Raw genomic sequence first — 24596 nt, 5'->3', positions numbered from 1 at the left:
TCCCGCGTCCGAACGGGCTTGTTAGGCCCCGGTGTCCTTCTTCTCGCTCGTCTTTTTACGACGTCGCCTCCGCTTCCGCGGAGGCGGAAGTTGTCCCTTAGCGCGCAGGTCAGCCACGTGATCAGCGAGGGCGTCCACAAGCTCCGGCACGCCAGCGGCCTCCGGCATGACGTCGACGCGTAGGCCATGCTCGCGAGCGGTCTGTGCGGCCATCGGCCCGATGCAGGCAATAATGGTGCGCGCGTGTGGCTTACCCGCGATGCCCACCAGGTTCTTCACAGTCGAAGAACTAGTGAAGCACACTGCATCGAAGCCGCCGGTCTTGATCATGTCGCGGATCTCCGGGCTGGGCGGGGCGGCGCGCACGGTACGGTAGGCCACGACGTCCTCCACGTCCCAGCCGAGGTCGATCAGGCCGTCGACCAGCACGTCGGTGGCGATGTCGGCGCGCGGCAGCAGCACACGGTCGACCAAATCCAAGTCCGGGTCGTGTGGCGGGAAGACGTCCACCAGACCCGCGGCGTTGCGTGCGTCGTCCTTCGGCAGCAGCTCCGGGGTGATTCCCAGATCCTTCACTGCCTGGGAGGTCTTCGGACCCACGGCGGCCACGCGCACGCCCGCCAGAGCGCGGGCGTCGAGACCGAACTCGCGCAGCTTCTCCCACACGGCCTTCACCGCGTTGACGCTGGTAAAGACGATCCAGTGGTAACGGCCATCGACCAAGCCCTTGATGGCACGCTCCATCTGCACGGGGCTGCGGGGTGGCTCGACGGAGATGGTGGGCACCTCCACGGGGATAGCGCCGTGCGAGGCCAGGCGGGCGCTCATCGGGCCGGCCTGGTTCTTGGCGCGTGGCACCAGCACGGTCCAGCCGTACAGGGCGCGGTTTTCCCACCAGGAGTACTTGGAGCGGTTGCCCACCTGGGAACCCAGCGTGACGATCAGCTCGGCTGGCAGCTCGCCATCCTTAGCGGCAGGGCCGGACTGGGTAGTGATGGACTTCAGCGTATCCAGGGTCGCATCGTAGCTGCGCTGGCGGCGGGTGGTGCCGTGCAGCGTAACGGTCGCCGGAGTGGTCCCGGCGATGCCGCGCGTCTTCAGCTCCTGCGCGATGGCTGCCAGGTCTCCCGGGGCGGCGGTAAGGATCAACGGCAGCCCGGAGGCAGCCAGCTGATCCCAGTCGGCGCCACCACGCACATCGGCCTCGGTGATGTCCGGGCCAAGGCCAATACCGGTGAAGGCGGGAACGGCCACAGAACCGGTCATTCCGGGGATGACCTGGAACTCCACTGGGCTTGCTGCAACGTGTTGCAGCTCGTGCATGACCGCCGGGTTGCTTAGCGGGTTGCCGGCGACGAGGCGGACAACGTCGTTGCCTGCCTTAGCGCAGGCCACCATTTGCTCGGCTAAAACGTCCGGCGCGACGGCATCCGGTACCGGTTCGCCGTAGGTCTCTGCGTCGGCATCTGTGTCGTCAACTGTGTCGGTTTCCTTGCCGGCCTCTGTACCGATCTCAGGGTCCGTGGCCGCCGGGGCAGCCAGTACAATCTCCGCGGCAGTCGGCGGGGCGGGGCGTGGCGGGCGGCGGCGCGCACCGGCCTCCTTGGCGGCTTTTACCTTCGCCTCCCACTCCGCCTCGGCAGCATCCAGCTTCTCCTGCGGCACCGGCAGACGGGTGGCGATGATGTTCTGCACGGATTCCAATACCGACGGATCCACCCACGCATGGGCGGTAGTCTCCAGAATGTCGCGCGCGCGGATGGTCAGCAACTCCGGGTTTCCGGGGCCCGCGCCCACGAAGAGGATCCGGCCGCATCCAGTGGGTGCCAGGTCGGCGACTGCCGCCACTGCGGCGGAATCAGCGCCTCCTACCTGGTCATTTCCGGAATCGGTCATAGTGGAACTTTCTAACTTGTCGGGTTTGTAATTGTGTCTTGAAAAATCTGCTTGGGGCAGCCGTGCGCATGTAGCCCGGTGGCTACGTGTACGGTGCCGGTGAAGTTTGAGGGGTGGGGCGCCGCAGGGGGCGTCCAGAAAAGAAAAGCTATTCGGCCTCAGCCACTAACTCGGCGGCACCATCCTCGAGTAACGCTCTACCTATGTCGGTGCCTATGGCTCTGGCCGCATCTATGCACTCGCGCCAGCGGGGTTCCACGGCGGCAGGGAATCCCTCGTCTGCAGTCGGGTCCGGAATGTCGAAGGCGGCCTCGCCGCTGCGCACCAGCTTGCGGGAGCCGTCCATTGCGAACACGCCGCCGAATACGCGCAGGACGTAGCGTTGCTCAGAGCCTTCTGTGCCGTCTGTGCCTTCCTGCTCCACCCACTGGGAGTACGCGGCAACCGGTGCAGTGCAGCCGGCCTCCAGAGTGGAAAGTACGGCCCGCTCGGCCACGGCAGCCATGTGGCTGGGCAGATGATCCAGATGGCGGACGGCTTGCCAGGCGGCCTCGTCATCCGCGCGGACCTCCACGCTCAACGCACCCTGCGCGGGCGCGGGCATGATCGTGGACGGGTCGATCGACTCGGCGGCTCGCTCCAGCTGGCCGACGCGCTCTAGACCCGCGCGAGCCAAAACCACTGCGTCCAGGTCCTTTTCCGTCCGCCCCATGCGGGTATCGATGTTTCCGCGCAGGGGCATTAGCTCCAGATCCGGACGCACGGCGCGAATCTGGGAAACGCGCCGCGGTGCGGACGTGCCCACCTTGGCGCCCTGCGGAAGCTCCAACAAGGGCTGGTTGTTTCGGCTGACCAGCACCTCGCGCGGATCCACCCGGCGCGGAACGACAGTACGGAAACGCGGATCCGGGGCAGTCGGCAGATCCTTGAAGGAGTGCACGGCCACGTCGCACTCGCCGGCTTCCAGAGCCTTGCGCAGCGTTTCAGTAAACACACCCACGCCGATCTGCGCGACTGGGATCTGCGCCGCCTGGGAGGCATCGCCAGGGGTCTGCACCAGGTGCAGTTCCGCCGCGTAGCCAGCGGATTGCATTCCGGCGCGGACGTGGCTGGTCTGTGTTGTCGCCAGCGCAGACCTACGGGTGCCGATCAGGAACGTGCGGCCGTCATCGGCCGCTCGGTTAGCGGCGCTTGCGGTGCTGGCGGCGTTAGCGCTATTAGATGTTGCGGACATGGAAAGTCTTAAGCCTCCTTCGCTACCTGGCTAATGCGGGCAACGCTTGGAATTTGATCGGCACGGGCAGAGGTTCCCGCGGTCTGCGCCGCGCTAGAGTCGGCCTGCCCCGGCCGGGTCACCGAATCCACCATCCCGTTGGGAAGGTTGAACAAGGCAGCCAATGCATCTGGGTAGCTGACCTGCTGACCGCCGGCGGAAAGCTTCTTGGCCTGCACCGTTGGGGTGTGCAGGAGCTTATCCACCACGCGCTTCATCGACTTGACCACAGCCGCCCGGTCGGTCTCCGACATGTCGGGGGTCAGGCGCTCCAGCGTCATCAGCTCCTCGGCCATGACCTCCCCGGCCTTCTGTCGCAGGGCCTTGACAGTGGGAACGACGGACTGCGCACGCTGCTGCTCCAAAAAACTCTGCAGCTCATCGGCCACGATCGCGCGTGCCGGGTCTTCGTCCTGCACCCGGTCGCCGGCCATCGTCGTGAGCTCCTCGATATTCAGCAGCTTCACGCCGTCGATGTCCGCCACGGAACGCTCGATATCCGCAGGCATGGAAAGGTCAACCAGCACCTTCGCGCCAGCCGCCCCCATGGCCGCGCGCACGTCCCGCTCAGTGACCACGTTGCCCACCGCGCCCGTTGCGGAAACCACGATGTCCACCGCGCTCAGGCAGTCGGCCACCCCGTCCAGCGGCACCGCGGAGGAATCCACCCCGGCCTCACGTGCGTGGTTCACCAGGTTCTCCGCCCGCGACAGCGTGCGGTTGGCCACGGTCACGTGGTCGATACCCAGTCTGCCCAGGTGGGTGGAAGCCAGGGATGCCATAGCCCCCGCACCGATAATCAGCGCGCGGTGGCCGGCGAGGGGTTGGGACGAAGGGGCGTCATCAACAACAGCAGAAAGAGCACGCACGGGTTCGATGTAGCGCAGCGCCTGATCCACGGCGAAAGACACCATGGAGGCACCCGCCGAATCGATGGCGGTCTCGGAGTGCACGCGCTTGCCCGTCCGCAGTGCGCGCTGCGTTAGGTCGTGGAGCGTGCGCCCCACCGTGCCGGTCTCGTTGGCGGACTGGTAGGCACTGCGCAGCTGGCCGATGATCTGTTGTTCGCCGATGACCATAGAATCCAACCCGGAGGCGACCTTCAGCATGTGTTCGGCCGCGGAGTCCGCGTAGTGCACGTACAGGTGCGGCTCCAGCTGGGTGGTCTCCAGTCCGGAGAACTGCGCGATCGTGTCCACAACATGGTCCAGGCCGGAGTGGAAGGCGTTGGCGACCGTGTAGAACTCCATGCGGTTGCAGGTGGAAAGCACCAGCGATTCGGAGATCACGTCGCTATCCACCAGCGATAGCTGCATTTTCGGCAGATCCGCATCGGCGACCGTCGCCTGCTCCAGCATGGTCACCGGAGCCGAACGAAAAGACAGTCCGACCAGCAACACCGACGCGGAACCAGTCCGGGTGCTACTACTCATACGTCTTCATGCCTCCTGCGGGGATCACTTGGGGAACGGCCGCGCGCGGGGCTATACCCCCAAGTAGTTACGAGTGTCTACGGTAGCCCTTAACCCACCCCGTTGCCAAAACGAGTTAACGGGGCTGCTATATAGCGGCTATACAGTGCTCTAGTCCTGCTCCAGCGCCGCGATCAGTTCGTCATCGTCGATTTCCCAGCACGCGACCTCTTCTTCGTCGACGAGCACTACGGGCACGCGGTCGCCGAACTCTTGTGCCAATTCCTCTTTTTCTTTAGTGACGCCACCACGGTCCAGCTCGATCACTTCCACCGTCGTGCCGAAGCGGTGTGCGATAGGCAGGATTTGCTGATGTACGCGGGCACAGGAGCCGCACGTCGAGCGGCTGATCAGCTGCACTCGTGCAGGCTGGGCTGACGGCTGCGCCGACACCTGGGCAGGGGGCTGATCTGGGGAGATACTGTCGGAGCTCACGAGCACCCATGCTACCCGTCGGAAAGCTCCGGACTAATACCTCTCGGCAGCGCCCTGGTCGCGCTTTCGGGGTAACTTTATGTGTGTGAATGAAGCGCCTGATCTACAACCGTCGAATCGCCCCACCCCGGCCTCTGGCCGGAACGAGGGTGAGCGCGCGGACCTGTTGGCGGAATGGCGCGATATTGGCAGCGAGTGGCGGGGCTACCTGCGCGCACTGTCCCTGACTGTGCAGTCCTTCCTCCGCGAGTTCCGGGAGGAACGCTTCGGAAAACCTCGCCGCGAGAAGCGCTCAAGCGATGCTGAGCTTCTAGCGGCGGAGAAGGTGGCGTCCCCACCCAAAAAACACGAACACCCCACCACAACGACACAGAACCTGCAGGTCGGGTACGGCACCGGCACCCCACAAGCGCTCTGGGAGCTCAGCAAGGCCCAGCTGGACCAGCTGGCGCACAGCTACGCGATCAAAGGCGACCAGCTGCGTACCGGGCTGGCCAACCTGGAGGGCGCGGGGCTATCGGCGGAAAAGCCGCGGCACTTGGACCACCCCGACCCCTCGATCCCGCAGGATGCCGGAGTCGGCGCCTTCTTCGACGTGGATAATACGCTGATCAAGGGCGCCTCGATCCTGCTCTTCGCCCGCGGCCTCGCGAAACGGCGATTCTTTACCGCCCAACAGCTGCTGGGCTTTATCTGGGTGCAGATGAAGTTCCGGATGCTGGGCAAGGAAAGCGCGGACGACATTTCCAGCGGTCGGGAGCAGGCGTTGGCTCTGGTGAAGGGGCGCAAGGAGTCCGAGGTTACCGAAATGGCCCAAGAGATCTGGGCGGCGACGATCGCGGAACGCATCTTCCCGGACACCAAGGAACTGGCCGACATGCACATTCAGGCGGGTCAGCAGGTGTGGCTGGTGACTGCCTCGCCGGTGCAGCTAGCGCAGATCATCGCCAAGGAGCTGGGGTTCACGGGCGCGCTCGGCACCGTGGCGGAAGTGAAGGATGGCCGTTTTACCGGGCGGATGGTCGGCCACATGCTGCACGGTGAGGAAAAGAAGCACGCCGTGATCGCCCTGGCAAACTACGAAGGGCTGGATCTGCAGCGCTGCACCGCGTATTCGGATTCCGTGAACGACCTGCCGATGCTTTCCACCGTCGGCACTGCCGTGGCGATCAACCCGGATTCCAAACTGCGCAAGGCGGCACTTGAACGCGGCTGGGAGATCCGCGACTACCGGCGGATGCGCCGCGCATTTCGGCGCATCGGCGGGGCACGGCTGGCGGCGGGGGCTGGCCTGCTGGGGTTAGCAGGTGGCGCGAGCATGTGGGCACGGAAGCGGCGCTAGGGTTCGCTAGGCGGTGCTAGGGCTCGCCGGAAACGCAAGAACCCACCGTGGCCACGTCCCTTTCATAGGGCGCCTGCGGTGGGTTTTTCTATATGCGGCAGCGAAAGGCTACTTACCGAGCTTCCTACGCTGAACGCGGGTCCGGCGCAGCATCTTGCGGTGCTTCTTCTTGGACATGCGCTTGCGGCGCTTCTTGATGACAGAACCCATGGGGTAAGCCTCGTTTCTCTCGGTTAGTTATCTCTTCGGGTTAAAGGTCTGCTCCCCCACCGCCGGACCTTTTACGGCGGTAGAGAAGATGTGCCCTCGGATGCACGCTGCCTGCTACAAGGGGCTGCCACAATGGGCTGCCGCGCAAGAGTTGCTTCACACCCGTAGACACGAATGTTCCACAGTTTAGCCCCCAGTACCCTGGAGAAACAAAAATCCCCCATCACCGGGCAAGCGGCGAAAGCCACCTAGCACCGAAAATGGGGGACTGTTGCGTCTCGCTGATTAACCGGTCTGGCCGGGGTTGTACTCGGAAGCTCCGAGGTACGCCTCAACAGCGGATCCACGAACGCGGAAGTTGCGGCCGACCTGCACGGCAGGCAGCTCCTCCGAGTGGATGAGACGGTAAACAGTCATCTTCGACACGCGCATCAGATCAGCGACCTCTGCGACGGTCAGAAATGTTCCATTTTCGGTGTTAGCCATAGATCATCACTTTCTTTGCGCTCTCATGCGCTGCAGGCTTCCCCTCCTGCAGGACTTCACACGTGATCGCTCGCGAACCATCATAACGTGAAACGTGTGAATAATGTGCAACAAGGGTGACCATTGAGAGCAGATTGCTCCTTGTGGCCTACGCAACTCGAGGCACCATAAGCTCACGCCTGTTACCGAGCGTGACCGGATTGAACAGGCGTGATCTGTGTTAAACCGTTGTGTCTAAAAAGATCACTGAGATCGCTCGGAGAGAAGGAGAAATTAACCCCATTTGGGCGGGGCCCACGCCTACACACTGCCCACAGGGGCGCTTAACTATCGCCGTTGGCCGCGTTCGCACCCGGCTTCGGCGCCCCCAGCTCCTCAGAGCGGTCCTTGCAGGCTTCCATGGCGCGGAAGAATGCTCCGCGGATACCGGACTCCTCCAGTTCGCGCAGAGCCGCCGCAGTGGTACCTCCAGGGCTGGTGACCTTGGTGCGCAGCACAGAAGGCGTATCTCCGCCCTCTGCAAGGTTTTGGGACATCATGGTGGCGGCACCCTGCACGTTAGCGATAGCCAGCTTCTCCGCCAGCGGGCGGGCTAGCCCCAGCTGCACAGCAGACTCGATCATCGCTTCCACAACCAGGAAGATGTATGCCGGACCGGAACCAGAAACAGCCGTGACTGCGTCCAGCTCCTTTTCCTTAACAATGACAGCCTCGCCGACCTTGGACATGATGTCCTGCACCGTCTTTAGCTGATCCTCTTCGGCAAAGCGGCCACCGGCGATACCGATCGCACCCTTGCCAACCAGCATCGGGGTGTTCGGCATAGTGCGCACAACGGTGGCGCCCGCGGGCAGCGCGGACTCCATGGTGTTGATAGTCACGCCTGCCGCCAGGGAAACCACGATCGTGTCCTGGGAGTTACTGTCGAGCACCTCGGCCACTTCGTCCAGCACGATGGGGACGATGTTGGGCTTCACGCAAATGAACAGGATATCGGCACCTTCGGCTGCCTCGCGCCCCTCGCGGGCGGTAACCATGCCGTACTTATCCTTGAGCTCGTCCAGCCGCTCCTGCGACGGATCCGCGACGATGATCTTCTTTGCGTCTGCGGCATCCTCAGTGTCCGCAACAATTCCGGCGAGCAGGGCTTCGCCGATGTTTCCTCCGCCAATAATTCCAATTTGAGTCATATAAACCAGCGTGCCAGGATTGGCGGCTTCCTGCTACCCCGCCCTTTTGGTTCCCCGTAAATACCAAAAGGGCGCTGGCTCTCCAACCAGCGCCCGTCCACGTCTTAGGAGGCTTTTACAGCCCCTGGACTAGTCGCGGCCCGATCGTCAGCACCAAACCAACGATGGCGGCAAGGATCATCAGCAGCTTGTCGCGGTGGCGCAGCAGCGCGTGCACCAGTCCGACCAACAGCAGCGTCACGGCGATGGCCAGCACCAGCGCCAGAACCGCCGGAGCCTTGGCCCAGATCAAACTAAAGCCGAAGAACACGCCCACACCCACGGCAATCGCCAGGATTGCCTGCAGGATCATCATCGGCCAGGAGATCGTGTCGTCTTCGTACTCGACAACTTCGCCGTCCTCGAGGGATTCCTCGAGCTGCGCGAACTGTGCCTGTTCGTCACTGGTAGTCTGCGACCGCGACTTGACGCCCACCTTGTCAGCAGCGTCCGCCTCAGTCGACTTAGCAACCCCAGCGGCGCCGGCTGCCCCGGCTCCGCCCGCTGCCGCTGCCGCGGCGACCCCGGCCTTGCCTGGCTTCTCAGCGCTGCCAGGCTTGGCTGCCTTTTCAGCCTTGCCAGGCTTTTCGGCAGGCTTTATCGGCTTGACTTCCTTGGTTGCCTTCTTGGCCTCAGCCTTCTCGGCCTTCTTGGCTTCAGCCTTCTCCGCCTCTGGCTTTACCGACGGCTCCTTCTTGGCTTCCGGCTTTTCAGCCACCTGGCCGCGCGCGACCTCGCCGAAGGTCGGCTTTTCAGCGTCAGCACCCTTGACGTCCTTAACATCCTTGGAGTCCTCGACATCCTTGGCAGCAGCAAGCTGGCCGGTCTGTTCCTCCGGGCGCTCCGGGGTGCGGCTTACGGAACGCTGATCCGGCTGGAGCTTCTTCTCCTTTTTCTCCTGCTTCTCGGGCTGTGCCGCCACAGTGTCCTTGGCGGCAGCCTTCGGAGCGGCCTTATCTGTAGCCTTGACCGCGGACTCATCCGAAGCTGCGTCGTCCTCGGTCTGAACTACTGGAATGGAACCCGTCAGCTCGGCAACGGAAACGCCGCCCTTTTCCAAGTTGCGGTGACGGCGTCGACGCCGACCAGTGTCAGCAGGATCTGCTTCGCGCCCGTTGCGGGCGAGAAGTTCGGCGACTGTCAGCTTCTCACTCATCCATTGATCCCATCACTTGATCACTTGCAACGCAGTCTCAACTGCCCTCAAGCGTCACTTTAAACATATGTCTTCAAACACACTACTTTACTCGCCTACATATAGGCAGAAGCAACTGGCGTTACTTACGTCAAATCCGGATTATGGTCGAGCTGGCGGAAGATCACACCCTCGCGCAGCGCCCACGGGCACATGTGCAAAACCTCAATATCCAGCTTGCGCATCGCCGCCTCGGCCACCAGCGCGCCGGCAACGACCTGGTGCGACCGCTCCGCACTCACCCCCTCCAACTCCGCCCGATCGGCGGCAGTCATGCGGGAAATAAAGGCGATCAGCTGTCGCAGGCCAGCCTGAGTCAAGGTGCGCTTTACCCGCGGGCCAGCGGAAGAAGGCGCCGCACCCGTCAGACGCGCCAGCATCCTAAAGGTCTTGGAAGTGCCCACCGCCAAGTCAATGTCGCCAGAATCCAGCAGCTTTTCCACCGGATCATTCAACTCTTCGTCGATGAACTCCCCCAGCTCCGCGACCTTCTTCCTAGAAGGCGGGTCGGTATCGAACCATTCGCGGGTCAAGCGCCCCGCACCCAGGTTCACGCTGCAGGCGACATCCGGATCCTCGTCCATGCCAATAGACATCTCCAGGGAGCCGCCGCCAATATCCAGGTCACAGATGCGCCCAGCGGACCAGCCGTACCAGCGCCTTACTGCCAGGAATGTCAGCCGCGCTTCCTCGTCCCCCGACAGGATCCGCAGGCGCACACCGGTTTCATTCTCTACCCTGTCCAGCACTTGCTCGGAGTTCTCAGCCGAGCGGAGCGCAGAGGTAGCAAAAGGAAGCATGCCTTCGCAGCGGAACTGCTCCGACATCTCCTTGGCCAGAGCCACCCCATTGAGCAACTTCCCCTGTCCCTTTTCGTTGATGGCACCCTTCTTATCCAGGTATTCCACCAAGCGCATGGGAGTCTTCCAATTGCTCATTGGAGTCGGCGGTCCGCCGCGCTGTGCATCGACGACCACCAGATGAACCGTATTGCTTCCTACGTCAAGCACACCTAATCGCACGCACCCCAGCCTAATGGGTCTACGGTGGAACGCGTGAATGAAACGTCTGCGGAGATCGAATCGGGAACCTCAAACAACGAGCTAGCCACCGGCTATCCGGAGGGCACACCCGCTGACCTATCTATCCGCGCCGGTCACGAAATGCCCGCTGAACACCCTCGCGAATGGCTGGAGTTCATCGACCCCGCCGATTCCGAGCACATCATCCAGGTGGATCTCACGTGGTTGCTGTCCACGTACCGTTGTCGGTTTGGTACCGAAGCCTGTTTGGGTATTGACGCCGAGAATCCGGACGTCGGCTGTTGCACTCACGGTGCATTTCTCACCGACGAAGACGACCGCGCGACCCTGCGGAATGTCGCGGAGAAGCTCACGGCGGAAGAGTGGCAGAACCGCCCCGCGGAGATGGATGAATGGGAGGCGAAGGGGCGTCCACAAGAACAAAGCGGCGACGGCATCGAGCCGTGGCTCGAATGGGATGAGCTAGAAAACGACGAGGGCGAGATGGAGCCCGCGTTGAAGACCATAACCACCAACGGGGCGTGCATCTTCGCCAACCGGGAGGGATTCCCCGCGGGCCGCGGCTGCGCGCTGCACGCCTGGGCACTGCGCAACGACGTCGAGCTGACCGCGGCGAAGCCCGAAGTGTGCTGGCAGGTGCCACTACGGCGACTCGAGAACTGGGAAACCCGGCCCGACGGGGCGGAGATGCTGCGGACGACCGTCACCGAATACAACCGCCGCGGATGGGGCGACGGCGGCGAGGACTTTGACTGGTACTGCTCCTCGGACCCGAACTGCCACGCAGGTGGCGAGGCATTGTGGCGCACCGGCCGCGAAGAGCTGACGGAGTTGATCGGCAAGGAGGCCTACGAGGTGCTAGCCGCGCACTGCGAGGAGCGGGAAAAGCTGGCGCAGGTATCGCCTAGCGGCTTTCCGTTGCTGTCGATTCACCCGGCGACGGCCGAAGCACGGCGGCGCGGGATTTAGGCGGAGTTAGGCCTCGAACTTGTAGCCCAGGCCGCGGACGGTCACCAGGATCTCCGGGCGGGAGGGGTTGCGCTCGATCTTGGAGCGCAGGCGCTTGATGTGCACGTCCAGGGTCTTGGTATCGCCGACGTAATCGGCGCCCCATACGCGGTCGATCAGCTGGCCACGGGTCAACACGCGGCCGCTGTTACGCATGAGGTACTCGAGTAGGTCGAATTCCTTGAGCGGCATAGGAACCTTCTGCCCGTCGACGGTGACGATGTGGCGCTCCACGTCCATCATCACGCGATCCTCCTGCAGCACCAGGCCGTCGTCGGCGGGAGCCTCGACCTCCACCTCACCGCCGCGGCGCAGAACAGCGCGGATGCGGGCGATCAGCTCGCGGGCGAAGTAGGGCTTGGTCACGTAATCGTCGGCGCCGAGCTCGAGGCCCACGACCTTATCGATCTCACTGTCGCGAGCCGTCACCATAATCACCGGCACGCTGGAGGTTTGGCGCAGCTGGCGGCACACCTCGGTGCCGGACATGCCGGGCAGCATCAGGTCCAATAGAATGATGTCGATGTTTTCCGCAGCGAAGGTATCCAGCGCAGTGGGACCGTCCGGGGCCATGAAGACCTCGAAACCTTCCTTTTTCAGCAGAAACGCAAGAGGTTCCGCCAAAGACTCTTCGTCTTCGACAATCAAAACGCTCGTCACAGCCGCTCAATAACCTTTCAAAAGAACATCTTAAAGCAACAGAAACTATCCGTAACTATCGTAACGTGCCCGCAGGCTTTAGGGAGTAACAACCCTCAAGACACCCAGTTCACTAAGGGATCACCAAAAGATAACCCGAAGGTCATTCTTTGTCCTCTGTTGTTGGATCCGCGCCCGTGCCCTTCGCGTCGTCCAGGCGCCGCGCGTCCGGAATGACCGGAATCTCTCCGCTCGGCAGCTCCTTGGCCTTACCTTCCTGGAAGCGTGGGAGCTCCAAAGTAAACGTCGAGCCCGTCCCCAGCCGGGACCACAGGGAAACGCTACCGCCGTGGTTGGCCATCACGTGCTTCACGATGGCCAACCCCAGACCAGTGCCGCCCGTGTCTCGCGAGCGCGCTTTATCCACGCGGAAGAACCTCTCGAACACCCGCTTTTGGTCGTCCTGGGAAATGCCGATGCCCCGGTCCGTCACGCGAATGGTCACGGTATCACCCTGTGCTTCGCGGGAAATGGAAACGGGCGAACCCTCCGGTGAATAGTTGATGGCGTTGGTCAGAAGGTTGGACACGCTGGTAACCAGCAGCCCCTTGTCACCCTTCACCATCGCCCCGGAGCGCCCGTCCTTAACCAGGTCGATGTTGCGCGCTTCGGCTGCCAGGCGGCAGCGGTCAATCGCGTCCTCGATGACCTTGTCGATGCTCAAGACCTCCAGGTCTGGCAACGATTCCGCACCCTGCAGCTTCGACAGGCTGATCAGCTCGGTAATCATCTGGTTCATGCGACGCACTTCGACGATCAACTTTGAACCGAAGTACTCTACAGCCTCTTCGTCGTCACGCACCGACATGAGGGTCTCTACCAGCAGCGAGATCGCCCCCACCGGGGTTTTTAGTTCGTGGGAGACGTTGGCCACGAAGTCGCGGCGGGCGGATTCCATGCGCACGGATTCGGAATCGTCGGTGGCGTACACCACCGCAAAGCGGTCATCCACGAGGGATAGCAGCTGGACCTGTCCGGCCACGGCAATGACAGGTCGGTTACTGCGGCGCGGTGGGGGCAGGAAGTTCAGCTCGCGTGGCTCCTGGTCGGCGAAGACCCGCTCCACCATCTTCCACGCTTCGGCGTTCAGGCTCCGCTCATGGACCAGCCCCAGCTCGTGGGCGCGCGGGTTGGAAAGCACAACGTTGCGTTTGCGGTCCACTACCGCCACCGCATCGGGCGAAGACTGGATGGCGTAGTGCAGAACCTGCGCCACCGTGGAAACACGATTGCCCTCGAGCTCCCTTTGGGTGTGGGTGTTGCGCTGAGCCTTCACTCGCTTGCGGTAACCCCACATGCCGAGCGCGCCCAGGCACACGCCGACGATCAGCCCTAAGAGCAGCCCAAGGGCAACCCCTGAGGTTAGAAATCCCAAGGCTATAACTTAGCCCGGCTCTTACTTAGCCTGGCCCTGTGCGGCGACGGCTGCGGCACCAGCGGCAGCTGCCTCCGGGTCCAGGTAGTCGCCACCCGGGTTCAGAACCTTGCCGTCCGCGTCGACGCGGTAGACCAGCGGGATGCCGGTCGGGATGTTCAGGCCCGCGATGTCCTCATCGGAGATCTTGTCCAGGTGCTTAACCAGCGCACGCAGGGAGTTTCCGTGTGCGGCAACCAGGACGGTCTCGCCGTTCTTCACGCGCGGCTCGATCTCTTCCTCGTAGTACGGAATGAAACGCTTTACGACGTCCAGCAGGCACTCGGTGGCCGGGGTCTCGGGCAGGTCGGCATAGCGCGGGTCGTTGGTCTGGGCGTACTCGTTGTCAGCGTCGATGGCCGGCGGCGGGGTGTCGTAGGAACGGCGCCATGCCATGAACTGCTCTTCGCCGTACTTGTCCTTGGTCTCTGCCTTGTTCAGACCCTGCAGCGCGCCGTAGTGGCGCTCGTTCAGGCGCCAGTCGCGCACAACGGGGATCCAGTGGCGGTCCGCCGCGTCGAGGGCGATGTTGGCGGTGGTGATGGCGCGGCGCAGCAGGGAGGTGTACAGGATGGTCGGCTCCAGGCCAGCTTCCTTGATCATCTCGCCGCCGCGAACTGCCTCCTCGCGCCCCTTCTCGGTCAGTCGCACGTCTACCCAGCCGGTGAACTGGTTGGAGGCGTTCCATTCACTCTGGCCGTGACGCAGCAGGATCAGATTTCCGTGGGAGTTGTTTTGCTCGCTCATACTCCCAATTCTGCCATGATGTGCGCCCGCGCGCCCCTGGATTTGGCGGTACCGCCTATTCTGTTTATTCTTCCGGGTCTGTTTCTGTTTCTTCCGCTTCGCCTTGCTCACTGCCGTCAGCACCACCGCGCTCCGTACCGTCGCTGGTGCCGTCTAGGTCGGGGGTGCTCGGGCTCTTTGCTTCGGACGCCAACTTGGAACCCGGTGGCGGCGCCAGCAGCTGGACCTCCTGCTCGGAGGGCTTGAGGTGTGCGAAGGCCGCGAGGTTCACGGTAGGTTCGCCACGGGACAGGCGCCATGCCCACTCGTGGCGAATGGAGGAGGCAAAGCCACGCTCCAGGATGCGGTTGAAGTCCGCATCCGCCCGCTCCAGAACCTGCCCCAGGATCCGCTGAATGTCCTCGCTGCTGGTGTTATCCGAGAACTGGCCCACCAGGTAGATGTCGTTGTTCCGGTCCAGCGTGTAGTGCACTCCAAAGCTGCGGCGGTTGGCGTGCAGCAGCAGCTTGTAGACCTCCTCCTGGCCTTCCTCCACCGCGCGGCAGACAAAGGCTTCCACTCGGAACATGCCGTCCTGTGGAATGAAGATGCAGTTTGTCTTCAGGCGCTTTTCGCCCGGCAGCACGACTACGACGTTGCCGTCTTGCCCGGCCGGCCCCTCGGGGAGGGTGTACTCGACTTCCGCTTCGTCCAGAAGTTCACAAATCCGTGTGCGATCCATAACCCCAAACTACATTTCCGCCTGCCCCGGCGCAGTCACCTTGGATTTTCCCCGGTTCTACCCGGCAGGCTGGCGCTCCCCACGGTGGCCGGCGGGCGGCAGCTCTTCGTACAGCTTGTACAAAGCTTCCGCAGATGCCTGCCAGGAGAACCTAGCGGCGTGGCTCGGGGCATACTCCCCCATCGCGATGCGCAGATCGTCGTCCAACACCAGCTTGCCCAGCGCATCGGCCCAGTCGCCCGCATCGTGGCCGTCCACCAGCAGGCCGGACTTCTCATCCTCCACCGCGATCGGCAGGCCGCCGGTGCGCGTAGCCACGACAGGCGTGCCACACGCCTGTGCCTCCAGCGCCACCAACCCGAAGGACTCGTTGTAACTGGGCACCGCCACGATGTCCGCCGCCCGGTACACGCCCACCAGCTCCTCGGGTGGACGCGGTGCCAGGAAACGCACGCAGCGGCTAATCCCTAGCTCCTCGGCCAACAGCTGCAGTCGCTCCAGCTCGTTGCCGCCCGCCCCGGAGGATCCACCGCAGATCACCACGGCCAACTGCTGCTGAGGGTGCCGGTCCAAAAGCTCCGCCACTGCTCGCAGCAGCACCTGCGGCCCCTTCAATCGCTGCAACCGGCCGACGAAACCAATGACCTTCGTCCGGAAGGGAATGCCCAGTTCGCGGCGGGAACGCTCGGTCGCACGATCCGATCCAGGCGTGAAGCGATCGACGTCTGCCCCCGGTGGGACAACTCTGATCGCGCACGTGGTGGCGTCATAACCCTCAATAAGATCCTGCACCTCCTGGTCCGTGTTTACGATCAGGAGATCTGCATTGTCCACGATCTGCTGTTCACAGATGCGGCGCGATTCCGGCTCGCGCGAATCGCCATCGGCCAGGAAGTTGTTCTTCACCGCCGCCAGCGTGTGCGCCGTGTGCACCCAAGGGACCTGCCACAGGTCGCGCAGCAGCCACCCGACCTGCCCAGAGAGCCAATAGTGCGAGTGGATCAGGTCGTAGCTCACCCCCTCCTCGCGGCAAAAGGCCAGGATCGAGCCCGTAAACGCCGCCAGCTGCGTGGACAGCTCCTCCTTCGACAGCCCCTCGTACGGCCCAGCCACGCAGTTGATCACCCTTAACCCCGGGCGGACGTTGACTACCTCGCCCTGTAAAGGCCGGGTCGCTCGGGTAAATACATCGACGGTGACGCCCTTACGTTCCAGCTGCTCAGCAATGTTTTTCACGTACACGTTCATCCCGCCGGCATCCCCCGTGCCGGGTTGCTCGAGGGGTGAGGTGTGCATGGAGATCATAGCGACGCGCATACCGCCCAAGCTTAGCCAGGTTAGAGCGGGGCTGGGGGTAGGTGGCGTCCACAAAAATTTGCTTAATTCCACCAAAGAAAACGAGAAAGTTAGATAGGGTGCCAAAGTAACGTGCATCACGTTTTGAAGACTGTTTCTAAAGACCTAAGGGATCTACATGACTGACACCGAGCGCCCAGAGGGAACGGCCTGGAAGGACAAGCCTTACCTGAAGTACTACGCGGAGTGGACTCCGCACAGCCTAGAGTACCAAGACGACACCATGGCTAAGCTTCTCGACCGTACTGTCGCCGAACACTCGAGCGCCGACATCCTGGACTTCTTTGGCCAGACGATGACTTACGGAGATTTCCTTAAGCAGGTCAAGAGCGTGGCCGCTGGCCTGCGCGAGCTGGGCGTGCGCCCGGGCGACCGCGTGGCCGTAACGCTGCCGAACTGCCCGCAGCACCTAATTACGATCTTCGCCGTCCACAAGTTGGGCGCCGTGGTGGCAGAGCACAACCCGCTGTACACCGCCCGCGAACTGGAAGGCCCCTGCAAGGACCACGGCGCGAAGGTTGCGGTGGTCTGGGACAAGATCGCCCCGATGTTCCAGGAGCTTTCACGCACCACACCGCTGGAGAAGATCGTCAGCGTGAACATGATCGACGCGATGCCGCTGGTGAAGCGTCTGGCTCTGAAGCTGCCGATCAAGTCGATCAAGGAAAAGCGCGACCAGCTGCACGGCGAGGCACCGGGCACCATTCCGTTCTCCCAGCTGCAGAGCGCCAAGTTTGGTGGCGACGGATCGGACATCGAAAACTGCCCGGAGACGACACAGGACTCCCCTGCGTTCATCCTCTTCACTTCCGGTACGACCGGTAAGCCAAAGGGCGCGCAGCTGACGCACGGCAACGTCATGTCCAACGTTATCCAGGGACAGTCCTGGATCAGCGGCATCGGCGAGCGTGGTCAGGAGAAGTTCCTCGCTACCCTCCCCCTGTTCCACATCTACGGCCTGACGCTGACCGCCGCACTGGCCGTATCCACCGGCGGCAAGCTGCTACTACTGCCGAAGCCGGAGATTCCGCTGATTGTGGATCAGCTGAAGCGCGAGACCCCCACCTACATGCCGGGTGTACCTACCCTGTACGACAAGATCCTGGCTGCCGCGGATGAGCACAACCTGGACCTGCGCGGAATCGCCAACGCTCTGTCCGGAGCGGCGCCACTGCCGGTGCACACCACTCTGGAGTGGGAGAAGAAGACCGGCGGCAAGATCGTGGAGGGCTATGGCCTGACCGAGTCGGGCCCGATCCTCGTGGCCAACCCTGTCACCCCGGAGCGCCGCGCGGGCTACATCGGCATCCCGTTCCCGGATACGGAAATGCGCGTGGCCGACCCGAACGACTTCAGTAAGACCATGCCGGACGGCGAGCCAGGCGAACTGCTAGCCCGCGGCCGCCAGGTCTTCCACGGATATATCAACATCCCGGATGAGGATCAGCCGTTCCACGAGGATTGGTTCTGCACTGGCGATATGGCTGTGATGGAGCCGGACGGCTTCATCAAGATCGTCTCCCGCATCAAGGAAATGATCATCACCGGTGGGTTCAACGTCTACCCTGCCGAGGTGGAGGAGTTCCTGGAGGAGCACGAGCAGATTCAGAAGGCCGGCGTGGTTGGCCTGCCGCAGGAAGACGGCTCCGAGGAGGTTGTCGCCGCAGTTGTTCTGGAGGACGGCGTGAGCGAGGCCGACTTCGACCAGGACGCCATCCGCGAGTGGGCTCGCGAGGGCCTGACCCGCTACAAGGTGCCGCGCCGCTACTTCGTCGTCGACGAGATGCCGGCTGATCTGATCGGCAAGATCCGCCGCCGTGAGGTTAAGGACCTGATCATGACAATGCTGTAGGCAGGGCTGGCGCACCCGGTAGACGCGTTAAGCGTGGCCGGTGCGCTCACGGTGCTTACACCCGGGCCAGCAGCACGGGCGGCGCTTCCCCTTTTCTAGCTCTTCCCGAGTTCGGCGAATACGCCGGGCTCGGGTTTCGGCTTTCTTGGCACCCCAATAAACCACCTTTAGGGTCCAGAATTACCCAAATTGATATTGTTGTGAAAACAATACTGTAACCTGTATCACATGCGCGAATCGGGATGCCTCGTCATCCACGCGCCACCCGTACGGCACTCGTACGCCAACTAAACACCAACTGGATACCACCTGAATACCACCTGAATACCAACCGAGTACAAACCGAACGCCATCAATACACACAGGAATGCAGGTGAGTCGACGATGACAACCACGCAGAACCCAGCGCACACAGCCAAGGGCGCGGGCACCCCAGCCGGAGGCGCTAGCGCCTCCCCCGGCGCACCCCAGGCCAAGCGCCCACCCGGCTGGAAAGACTCCAAGAAGTACGCCTGGACGTTCAGCCTCTTCCCGGCGGCCATTTCGCTGATCGTGTGGGGCGTTGCCTCCTGGCTCAAGGCCATCAACGGCCCCGACCTGCTGATCCATATCACCTGGTGGGCCGGCCCCATTGCCGTGTTTATCCTGATCCCGCTGGCGGACGTGATCCTCGGTCGCGATGGCGAGAACGTACCGGAAGAGTTCGTCCCCTGGCTAGAGGAAACCAAGTACTACCGAGTAGTCACGTACCTCTACTTCCCCATCATGCTGGCCAGCCTCATTGCCTGCTGCTATCTGTGGACAAGCTCGGATCTGTCGATGGTTGACCGCCTGGGCCTTGCCTGGTCGATGGGTATGAGCTCCGGCATCGGTATCGTTGCTGCCCACGAACTAGGCCACAAGAAGGGCAGCTTCGAGCGCTGGATGGGCAAAATCACCCTGGCCATCCCCGCCTACGGGCACTTCTACATCGAGCACAACAAGGGCCACCACGTGAAGGTCGCCACCCCAGAGGATCCCGTGAGCTCCCGCATGGGCGAGAACGTGTACACCTACCTGGTCCGGTCCATCCCTCACCAGATCCCACGCGCCTGGAATATCGAGAAGAAGCGCCTGGAGCGCAAGGGCAAGTCCCAGTTCCACCTCAGCAATGAGGTATTGAACGCATGGCTGGTTACCGTGCTGGTCTGGGGTGGGTTGTTCATCGCCTTTGGCATCTACATTCTGCCGTGGATGCTGGTCCAGGCCGTGCTGGGCATTGCTCTGCTGGAGTTCGTGAATTACCTCGAGCACTACGGCCTGCTGCGCCAGAAGCAGCCGGATGGTCGCTACGAGCGCTGCACCCCGGAGCACTCCTGGAACTCCGACAATCTGACCACCAATATTTTCCTCTACCAGCTACAGCGCCATTCGGACCACCACGCGAACCCGACGCGCCGCTACCAGTCGCTGCGCTCGGACGTGAAGGCTCCGGAGCTGCCAGCCGGCTATGCGACGATGATCGCCATGGCTTCGATTCCGCCGCTGTGGTTCAAGGTCATGGACGGTCGCCTGATGAAGCACTACAACTACGACGTCTCCAAGGCGAATGTTTTGCCTGGCAAGGAAGAAAAGCTGGCTGCGAGGTGGCAGCGATGAGCACGACCACTCCGACCGCACCCACCATCACCCCACCCAATCCAACGATCCACTATGCGCTCAGTGGCGCAGGAACGGCAGTTGGCGCTTTCTTCCTGCTCCTCGCGGTCTTGGGCTTGTTCGGCGTTCCCGCTTTAAGCAACGTCGTTCCATGGCCACTGGTGATCAGCCTTTTCTTCCTGATCCCCGGGATCGCCGGCTTGTGGCGCGGCCCCGGCCAGCCCTCTACGTACGAAATCCCCCGCCCGAAGCAGCGCAAGTTCACCGACAAGAACCGCGCGGCTAAGGCTACTTCTTCTAAGTGACGCCTCTGGCCTCCGCCCCAACCACCTCAGCTCAAGCGAAGGAGTCTCCCCATGTCCGTTTTCCAATGCCCTGTCTGTGACTATCGATTCGATGAGGCCGTAGGCGATCCCGCCGAAGGTTTCGACCCCGGCACCTCGTGGTCCGAAGTGCCGGATGATTGGTTCTGCCCGGACTGCGGTGTCCGCGACAAGATCGATTTCGAGCCGGTCGCCTAGCCTCAGCCAGTCGGCTGGTCTCAGATAGTCTCAACTAGTCGATGTTCACGCCGACCCAGATCGGCTCCGGCTCCAGCACTACTCCGAAGGCGTCAAGCACTCCGGCGCGCACGGCGCGCGCCAATTCCACCACATCCGCACTGGTCGCGGAACCGCGGTTGGTCAGGGCCAGAGTGTGCTTGGTGGACAGGGAAGCCCGCTCGTTCCCTGGCACGTGCCAGCCCTTCGCAAACCCGGCGCGCTCGATCAACCACGCCGCCGAAAACTTGAACTGCGGCTCGCCTGCACCCGCGCCGCCTCCAGCGCCAGCACTCGCACTGCCACCCTTTACCGGATACAGGGGCATCGACTCCGCCTCGGCGTCGCCGCACTTCTCCCGCACGGCGGCCACCACCGCGTCGCGCGCCTCCTCGCCGGTGACGATCGGATTCGTGAAGAAGGAGCCCGCCGACCACGTATCGTGATCCGCGGCATCCAGAACCATGCCCTTGCCCGCGCGCAGTTCCAGTACGGCCTGGCGCACGTCCGCAGCGGGCCGTCGGATCTCCCCGGCAGCAGCCTCGTCCGCATCCACGCCTAAGCGCCGCGCCAGCTCCCCGAAGCGCAGCGGCACGCTCAACCCGTCGGTGGTCAGCCGGAACTCCACGGCCGTCACCACAGCCCGCGAGGTGAACTTCAGGTTCGAGTAGCGATACCCCAGGTCCAGGGCGGAAGGTTCCACCCACTCGAGCTCCCCGCTCGTACGGTCATACAGCTGCACGCGCCGCAACACCTGCGCAACCTCCGCGCCGTACGCTCCGACATTTTGCACCGGCGTAGCGCCCACCGAGCCGGGAATCCCGCTTAGGCATTCCAGCCCGCCGAGCCCAGCCTCGACCGTCGCGGCCACCAGCTGATCCCATTCAACTCCCGCAAAGGCTCGCACCACGCCGGTCTCACGGTCGATCGTCACCCCTGTCTCGCCTGTCGCGTCACCGTCAACGTCTTCGCTATCGCCTACGTCATCTTTGCCCGTGCTCAACAGCACCACAACCAACTGGGATACTGCATCCCCCTCGCCCACCACGAGGTTCGATCCGCCGCCGACGACAAGCAGTGGCTGCGTGTGGGCGTCCAAAAAAGAAACGACCTGGGCAACAGCCTCCGCTGAAGAGCATTCGACAACCCCGGCAGGTGCGGCGCCTATGCGCAGGGTGGTCATTTCGGCGAAGGAACGGCTGGTCACACGGGTGCCGGGGATGGAAACTGGGTCGGCACCAGTGCCGCTGAGGCGCTCCAGAAGGTGGTGCGCGCGTTCTTCGGACGTGAAATGTGCGTTATTAGTCGAATCAGTCACATCACTAAAGGTAGTCTGTTGGCATGACTACTCACAGCGAGAACACTGCAACGATTAACTTCCCCATTGAAAAGGTCTACGAGGCACTCTCCTCCGCAAACTACTGGGCCTACGAGGTCGAGAACATTGGCGACGAGCCGGGCGAGGTGAACTCTTTCACCCCCGAGCCGATCGAGGCCGTCCTCTTCGAACTACTACCGAAGTCCGCTCTGCCGGAGGCCGTGCGTGGCATGGTTTCCCAGGACCTGAAGCTCAAGCGCGTCGTCGAGTTCGGCCCGCTGGCTGACGGCACCACCACTGGTAAGGTCAACGCAGAGGTCAAGGGCGCACCGGTTTCCTTCTCCGCAGATGTCACCCTGACCGGCTCCGGTGACTCCACCGAGCTGAAGGCCGACTGCGCCGTGGACGTGAAGATCCCGATGATGGGCGCCGTCCTGGAGCCGAAGGTTGCCGAGTGGGTGGAGGAGTTCCTGACCCGCGAGGCCGCCCTGATCCAGAAGTGGATCAGCGACAACGCCTAAAGACCTTTAACGAAAAAACTCACTCACCTGGAAGGCTCGGTTGACCCGCGTGGCTGACCACGCCCACAATCTCAAGGCCCGTTCGTGGAATACGGACGGGCCTGTTGGCGTCCCTACCCGCGGAACGACTGGCTACAACCGTCTGCGCAAGTCCGACCGCTGGCTGGTGGCGCAGCCGCGGGTACAGGCCCAGCTGCGGAGTGCCGTAATGCACGAGCACCGCAACCCCGTGGCCGTCGACGTCGGCTACGGGGCTTCCCATACCACTACCTGCGAGTGGGCTCGGTGGCTGCGGACTATTGCTCCCTCGGTGGAGGTCACCGGCCTGGAGATCGAGCCTTCCCGCGTGCTCCCCGACCGCGAGGGCGTGCACTTCGCACTCGGTGGCTTCGAGTTAGCGGGGTTGCAGGCGGACATTGTGCGCGCTTTTAACGTACTGCGCCAGTACGACGTGGACCAGGTGCAGGCCGCGTGGGACACGATGCGTGCGAACCTGCGCCCCGGTGGCGTGATCATCGAGGGCACCTGCGACGAGGTCGGCCGCCGCTCCTGCTGGGTACTCCTGGATGAGGCCGGCCCGCAGTCCCTGACCCTCGCATGGGACCCACAGGACATCGAAAGACCCTCCGACCTGGCCGAACGCCTGCCGAAGATCCTGATTCACCGCAACACCCCCGGCCACCTCATCTACGACGTCCTCACGGGACTCGACCGCTGCTGGGAACGCGCCGCACCCCTGGCCGTCTTTGGGCCACGAGTGCGGTGGCGCTCGGCGAAGCAGGAGTTCTTGGGTTCTCTTGGTGACGCCCACTCTCCCGCGGCGCGGCTCAACCCGCGCCGCCGCTTGGCGGATAATTCAATTACCTTGCCATGGTCAATGGTCTACGAGCCTGTGCGTTAGCTATCTGTTCGCTGCCAACTCTTGGCTCAACTATGGGCTCAAAAGTGGGCTGTGGCTAAGATACGGGTTGGCACAGCCCCGACGATAAGGAACACTGATACGGGTGACTAACCCACAAAACCCTTCACAGAATCCGTCCTCCAATGCCGACGGCAACGAAAACCAGACGGCTGTCTGGAACACCAGCGGCAACAACAACCCGAACCAGTACGGCTCTGGCTACGGCGGCCCACAGGGGCAGCCGGGACAGCCGAACCAGCAGCTGCAGTTCGGTCAGCCGGGGCAGCAGGGCGCGTACGGCCAGGCAGGCGCGTACGGTCAACCACCGCAGAACATGTACCAGCAGCAGCCAAAGAAGAGCAAGCTTTGGCTGAAGGTCCTTATCGGATTCTTGCTTGTCATTGTTTTGCTGCTGCTTCTCGCCGAGTTTGGCCTCCGCTGGTTCATGAAGGACCAGATTCAGAGCGCGTTTAGGGAGCAACAGCAGGAATCCGGCGTGTCCGAACCCGTGGATCCGGACATTTCCCTGGGCGCTTCCCCAGTGCTGCTGGGAATTGTGCAGGGCAAGATCCCACAGATGACAGTCGATATCCCCTCCACGCTGGACATCACCTACGAGGGGCAGGATAAGTCCAAGCCCAGGGTCACCGGCGAGCCCGCGGTTCACTTGGAGCTGCGGGACATGAAGATGGATACTGACAATCCTGATGACGCCGTGGTGGGCGATCTGCGCCTGCGGACGGTCATTACCAAGGAGATGCTGCTGGCTCAGGCCTCCGAAAGCGCCAGCGACGGCGGTGGGGATGAGGACAACCCGCTGGCTGGGTTCCTGCAAGTCACTGACGTGCGACCCAACCCGGACAAGCAGACCCTCAGCTTCGAACTCACTGGCGGTCTGGCGACCTTCGAGGTCAAGCCAGTTATCCAGGACGGGAAGATGAAGATGGAGATGGAGAACGTCTCCCTGCTGGGTATGGATCTTCCTGAGTCCTTCACTCAGGAGATGGAGTCGCAGCTGGAGGACTCCATCCCCGCTGATGTCCAGGGCGGCATGGAGTTCGAATCCATCAACGTCACCGACGAGGGGCTGGAAGTAAACATGCATGGCACGGACGTGAATTTCGCCGAGCTGGACACGGGCTCCGCCACCAGCGGCTCGGGCAGTGGCTCTGACAGTGACAGCGGATCCGGTGGTTCCGGCGGCGGCAGTGGCTCGGGCAATACCGAGGACGCGGACCTTACCCGCCCCTGGAAGGAGGACGGCCCGGTCGGTTCCTCCGACATGGCCGCCTAACAGCGCC

24 protein-coding genes are annotated in these 24596 nt (G+C 62.9%); 9 read left to right on the top strand and 15 right to left on the bottom strand.

Features of this window, described 5'->3' with window-relative positions:
* Positions 1–21 precede the first annotated feature (21 nt).
* The 4 genes from MHX63_RS03405 to MHX63_RS03390 all read right to left on the bottom strand — a co-directional run bounded on the left by MHX63_RS03405 (position 22) and on the right by MHX63_RS03390 (position 5076).
* Positions 22–1896 (bottom strand): uroporphyrinogen-III synthase, encoded by a 1875-nt coding sequence (locus MHX63_RS03405; RefSeq protein ID WP_239387253.1) that lies wholly within the window; start codon positions 1894–1896, stop codon positions 22–24.
* 148 nt (positions 1897–2044) lie between these two features.
* Positions 2045–3130, bottom strand: coding sequence for a hydroxymethylbilane synthase (gene hemC, locus MHX63_RS03400; protein ID WP_239387252.1), 1086 nt, complete (start codon positions 3128–3130; stop codon positions 2045–2047).
* Between the two features lie 8 nt (positions 3131–3138).
* Positions 3139–4602, bottom strand: a complete 1464-nt coding sequence (locus MHX63_RS03395; protein ID WP_239387251.1) for a glutamyl-tRNA reductase — start codon at positions 4600–4602, stop codon at positions 3139–3141.
* Positions 4603–4752: 150 nt separating this feature from the next.
* Positions 4753–5076 carry a glutaredoxin family protein gene (locus MHX63_RS03390; RefSeq protein ID WP_370643995.1) on the bottom strand — a complete coding sequence of 108 codons (324 nt, stop codon included), beginning with the start codon at positions 5074–5076 and terminating at the stop codon, positions 4753–4755.
* A gap of 85 nt (positions 5077–5161) precedes the next feature.
* Between MHX63_RS03390 and MHX63_RS03385 the strand changes: the two genes are divergently transcribed.
* The gene (locus MHX63_RS03385; protein WP_239387250.1) at positions 5162–6418 is read left to right on the top strand and encodes an HAD-IB family hydrolase; all 1257 of its coding nucleotides are present in this window, start codon (positions 5162–5164) and stop codon (positions 6416–6418) included.
* 108 nt (positions 6419–6526) lie between these two features.
* On the opposite strand, the gene MHX63_RS03380 is transcribed toward MHX63_RS03385, so the two are convergent.
* The 5 genes from MHX63_RS03380 to MHX63_RS03360 form a co-directional block, all read right to left on the bottom strand.
* A complete protein-coding gene (locus MHX63_RS03380; RefSeq protein WP_003855542.1) occupies positions 6527–6628 on the bottom strand; it encodes a 30S ribosomal protein bS22 in 102 nt (33 codons plus the stop codon).
* A gap of 285 nt (positions 6629–6913) precedes the next feature.
* Positions 6914–7114, bottom strand: coding sequence for a helix-turn-helix domain-containing protein (locus MHX63_RS03375; RefSeq protein WP_005292138.1), 201 nt, complete (start codon positions 7112–7114; stop codon positions 6914–6916).
* Between the two features lie 323 nt (positions 7115–7437).
* A complete protein-coding gene (gene proC / locus MHX63_RS03370; protein WP_239387249.1) occupies positions 7438–8304 on the bottom strand; it encodes a pyrroline-5-carboxylate reductase in 867 nt (288 codons plus the stop codon).
* 115 nt (positions 8305–8419) lie between these two features.
* Positions 8420–9499 (bottom strand): DUF2157 domain-containing protein, encoded by a 1080-nt coding sequence (locus tag MHX63_RS03365; protein WP_239387248.1) that lies wholly within the window; start codon positions 9497–9499, stop codon positions 8420–8422.
* 125 nt (positions 9500–9624) lie between these two features.
* Positions 9625–10560, bottom strand: a complete 936-nt coding sequence (locus tag MHX63_RS03360; protein ID WP_239387247.1) for a Ppx/GppA phosphatase family protein — start codon at positions 10558–10560, stop codon at positions 9625–9627.
* Positions 10561–10593: 33 nt separating this feature from the next.
* Here MHX63_RS03360 and MHX63_RS03355 point away from each other — a divergent pair, with 33 nt between their 5' ends.
* Complete coding sequence (locus MHX63_RS03355; protein ID WP_239387246.1) at positions 10594–11550, top strand: hypothetical protein; 957 nt, start codon at positions 10594–10596, stop codon at positions 11548–11550.
* Positions 11551–11556: 6 nt separating this feature from the next.
* Here MHX63_RS03355 and MHX63_RS03350 read toward each other — a convergent pair whose 3' ends face one another.
* From MHX63_RS03350 to mshA, 5 genes are all read right to left on the bottom strand, one after another.
* Complete coding sequence (locus MHX63_RS03350) at positions 11557–12249, bottom strand: response regulator transcription factor (protein WP_034985238.1); 693 nt, start codon at positions 12247–12249, stop codon at positions 11557–11559.
* A 142-nt stretch (positions 12250–12391) separates the two neighbouring features.
* The gene (locus MHX63_RS03345; protein WP_304504255.1) at positions 12392–13663 is read right to left on the bottom strand and encodes a cell wall metabolism sensor histidine kinase WalK; all 1272 of its coding nucleotides are present in this window, start codon (positions 13661–13663) and stop codon (positions 12392–12394) included.
* 21 nt (positions 13664–13684) lie between these two features.
* Complete coding sequence (locus tag MHX63_RS03340; protein WP_239387245.1) at positions 13685–14449, bottom strand: phosphoglyceromutase; 765 nt, start codon at positions 14447–14449, stop codon at positions 13685–13687.
* A 64-nt stretch (positions 14450–14513) separates the two neighbouring features.
* Positions 14514–15170: a YbjN domain-containing protein gene (locus MHX63_RS03335; RefSeq protein ID WP_239387244.1), complete on the bottom strand. Its 657-nt coding sequence runs from the start codon at positions 15168–15170 to the stop codon at positions 14514–14516.
* A 57-nt stretch (positions 15171–15227) separates the two neighbouring features.
* A complete protein-coding gene (mshA, locus tag MHX63_RS03330) occupies positions 15228–16487 on the bottom strand; it encodes a D-inositol-3-phosphate glycosyltransferase (protein WP_239387243.1) in 1260 nt (419 codons plus the stop codon).
* A 157-nt stretch (positions 16488–16644) separates the two neighbouring features.
* On the opposite strand from mshA, the gene MHX63_RS03325 reads away from it, so the two are divergent.
* The 4 genes from MHX63_RS03325 (at position 16645) to MHX63_RS03310 (ending at position 20537) form a co-directional block, all read left to right on the top strand.
* On the top strand, positions 16645–18378 hold the full coding sequence (locus MHX63_RS03325) for a long-chain-fatty-acid--CoA ligase (RefSeq protein WP_239387242.1): 1734 nt from the start codon (positions 16645–16647) through the stop codon (positions 18376–18378).
* A 384-nt stretch (positions 18379–18762) separates the two neighbouring features.
* Positions 18763–20016 carry an alkane 1-monooxygenase gene (locus MHX63_RS03320; protein WP_239387241.1) on the top strand — a complete coding sequence of 418 codons (1254 nt, stop codon included), beginning with the start codon at positions 18763–18765 and terminating at the stop codon, positions 20014–20016.
* A complete protein-coding gene (locus MHX63_RS03315; RefSeq protein WP_239387240.1) occupies positions 20013–20321 on the top strand; it encodes a hypothetical protein in 309 nt (102 codons plus the stop codon). Before MHX63_RS03320 ends, MHX63_RS03315 begins: the two co-directional genes overlap by 4 nt.
* A gap of 51 nt (positions 20322–20372) precedes the next feature.
* Positions 20373–20537, top strand: coding sequence for a rubredoxin (locus MHX63_RS03310; RefSeq protein WP_239387239.1), 165 nt, complete (start codon positions 20373–20375; stop codon positions 20535–20537).
* Positions 20538–20571: 34 nt separating this feature from the next.
* Here the strand turns inward: MHX63_RS03310 and MHX63_RS03305 are convergent, their stop codons facing one another.
* A complete protein-coding gene (locus tag MHX63_RS03305) occupies positions 20572–21873 on the bottom strand; it encodes a UDP-N-acetylmuramate dehydrogenase (RefSeq protein WP_239387238.1) in 1302 nt (433 codons plus the stop codon).
* A 23-nt stretch (positions 21874–21896) separates the two neighbouring features.
* Between MHX63_RS03305 and MHX63_RS03300 the strand changes: the two genes are divergently transcribed.
* From MHX63_RS03300 to MHX63_RS03290, 3 genes are all read left to right on the top strand, one after another.
* Positions 21897–22394, top strand: coding sequence for a DUF2505 domain-containing protein (locus tag MHX63_RS03300; RefSeq protein WP_034985223.1), 498 nt, complete (start codon positions 21897–21899; stop codon positions 22392–22394).
* Between the two features lie 49 nt (positions 22395–22443).
* On the top strand, positions 22444–23295 hold the full coding sequence (locus MHX63_RS03295) for a class I SAM-dependent methyltransferase (protein ID WP_239387237.1): 852 nt from the start codon (positions 22444–22446) through the stop codon (positions 23293–23295).
* A 103-nt stretch (positions 23296–23398) separates the two neighbouring features.
* Positions 23399–24589: a DUF2993 domain-containing protein gene (locus tag MHX63_RS03290; protein WP_239387236.1), complete on the top strand. Its 1191-nt coding sequence runs from the start codon at positions 23399–23401 to the stop codon at positions 24587–24589.
* The last annotated feature ends 7 nt before the right edge of the window (positions 24590–24596 follow it).

The organism is Corynebacterium sp. ACRQK, from assembly GCF_022345965.1.
In the GTDB taxonomy this organism is placed as follows: Bacteria; Actinomycetota; Actinomycetes; order Mycobacteriales; family Mycobacteriaceae; genus Corynebacterium.
The sequence above is the reverse complement of the archived record's forward strand: the minus strand, read 5'-3'. Positions and strand labels throughout refer to the sequence as shown.

Bases quoted from the DNA above. Each gene is read 5' to 3' on its own strand.
- MHX63_RS03300 (WP_034985223.1), top strand. From the start codon at position 21,897: ATGACTACTCACAGCGAGAACACTGCAACGATTAACTTCCCCATTGAA.
- MHX63_RS03365 (WP_239387248.1), bottom strand. From the start codon at position 9,499: ATGAGTGAGAAGCTGACAGTCGCCGAACTTCTCGCCCGCAACGGGCGC.
- MHX63_RS03375 (WP_005292138.1), bottom strand. From the start codon at position 7,114: ATGGCTAACACCGAAAATGGAACATTTCTGACCGTCGCAGAGGTCGCT.
- mshA (WP_239387243.1), bottom strand. From the start codon at position 16,487: ATGCGCGTCGCTATGATCTCCATGCACACCTCACCCCTCGAGCAACCC.
- MHX63_RS03325 (WP_239387242.1), top strand. From the start codon at position 16,645: ATGACTGACACCGAGCGCCCAGAGGGAACGGCCTGGAAGGACAAGCCT.
- MHX63_RS03395 (WP_239387251.1), bottom strand. From the start codon at position 4,602: ATGAGTAGTAGCACCCGGACTGGTTCCGCGTCGGTGTTGCTGGTCGGA.
- MHX63_RS03310 (WP_239387239.1), top strand. From the start codon at position 20,373: ATGTCCGTTTTCCAATGCCCTGTCTGTGACTATCGATTCGATGAGGCC.
- MHX63_RS03380 (WP_003855542.1), bottom strand. From the start codon at position 6,628: ATGGGTTCTGTCATCAAGAAGCGCCGCAAGCGCATGTCCAAGAAGAAG.
- MHX63_RS03315 (WP_239387240.1), top strand. From the start codon at position 20,013: ATGAGCACGACCACTCCGACCGCACCCACCATCACCCCACCCAATCCA.
- MHX63_RS03340 (WP_239387245.1), bottom strand. From the start codon at position 14,449: ATGAGCGAGCAAAACAACTCCCACGGAAATCTGATCCTGCTGCGTCAC.
- MHX63_RS03405 (WP_239387253.1), bottom strand. From the start codon at position 1,896: ATGACCGATTCCGGAAATGACCAGGTAGGAGGCGCTGATTCCGCCGCA.
- MHX63_RS03320 (WP_239387241.1), top strand. From the start codon at position 18,763: ATGACAACCACGCAGAACCCAGCGCACACAGCCAAGGGCGCGGGCACC.
- proC (WP_239387249.1), bottom strand. From the start codon at position 8,304: ATGACTCAAATTGGAATTATTGGCGGAGGAAACATCGGCGAAGCCCTG.
- hemC (WP_239387252.1), bottom strand. From the start codon at position 3,130: ATGTCCGCAACATCTAATAGCGCTAACGCCGCCAGCACCGCAAGCGCC.
- MHX63_RS03335 (WP_239387244.1), bottom strand. From the start codon at position 15,170: ATGGATCGCACACGGATTTGTGAACTTCTGGACGAAGCGGAAGTCGAG.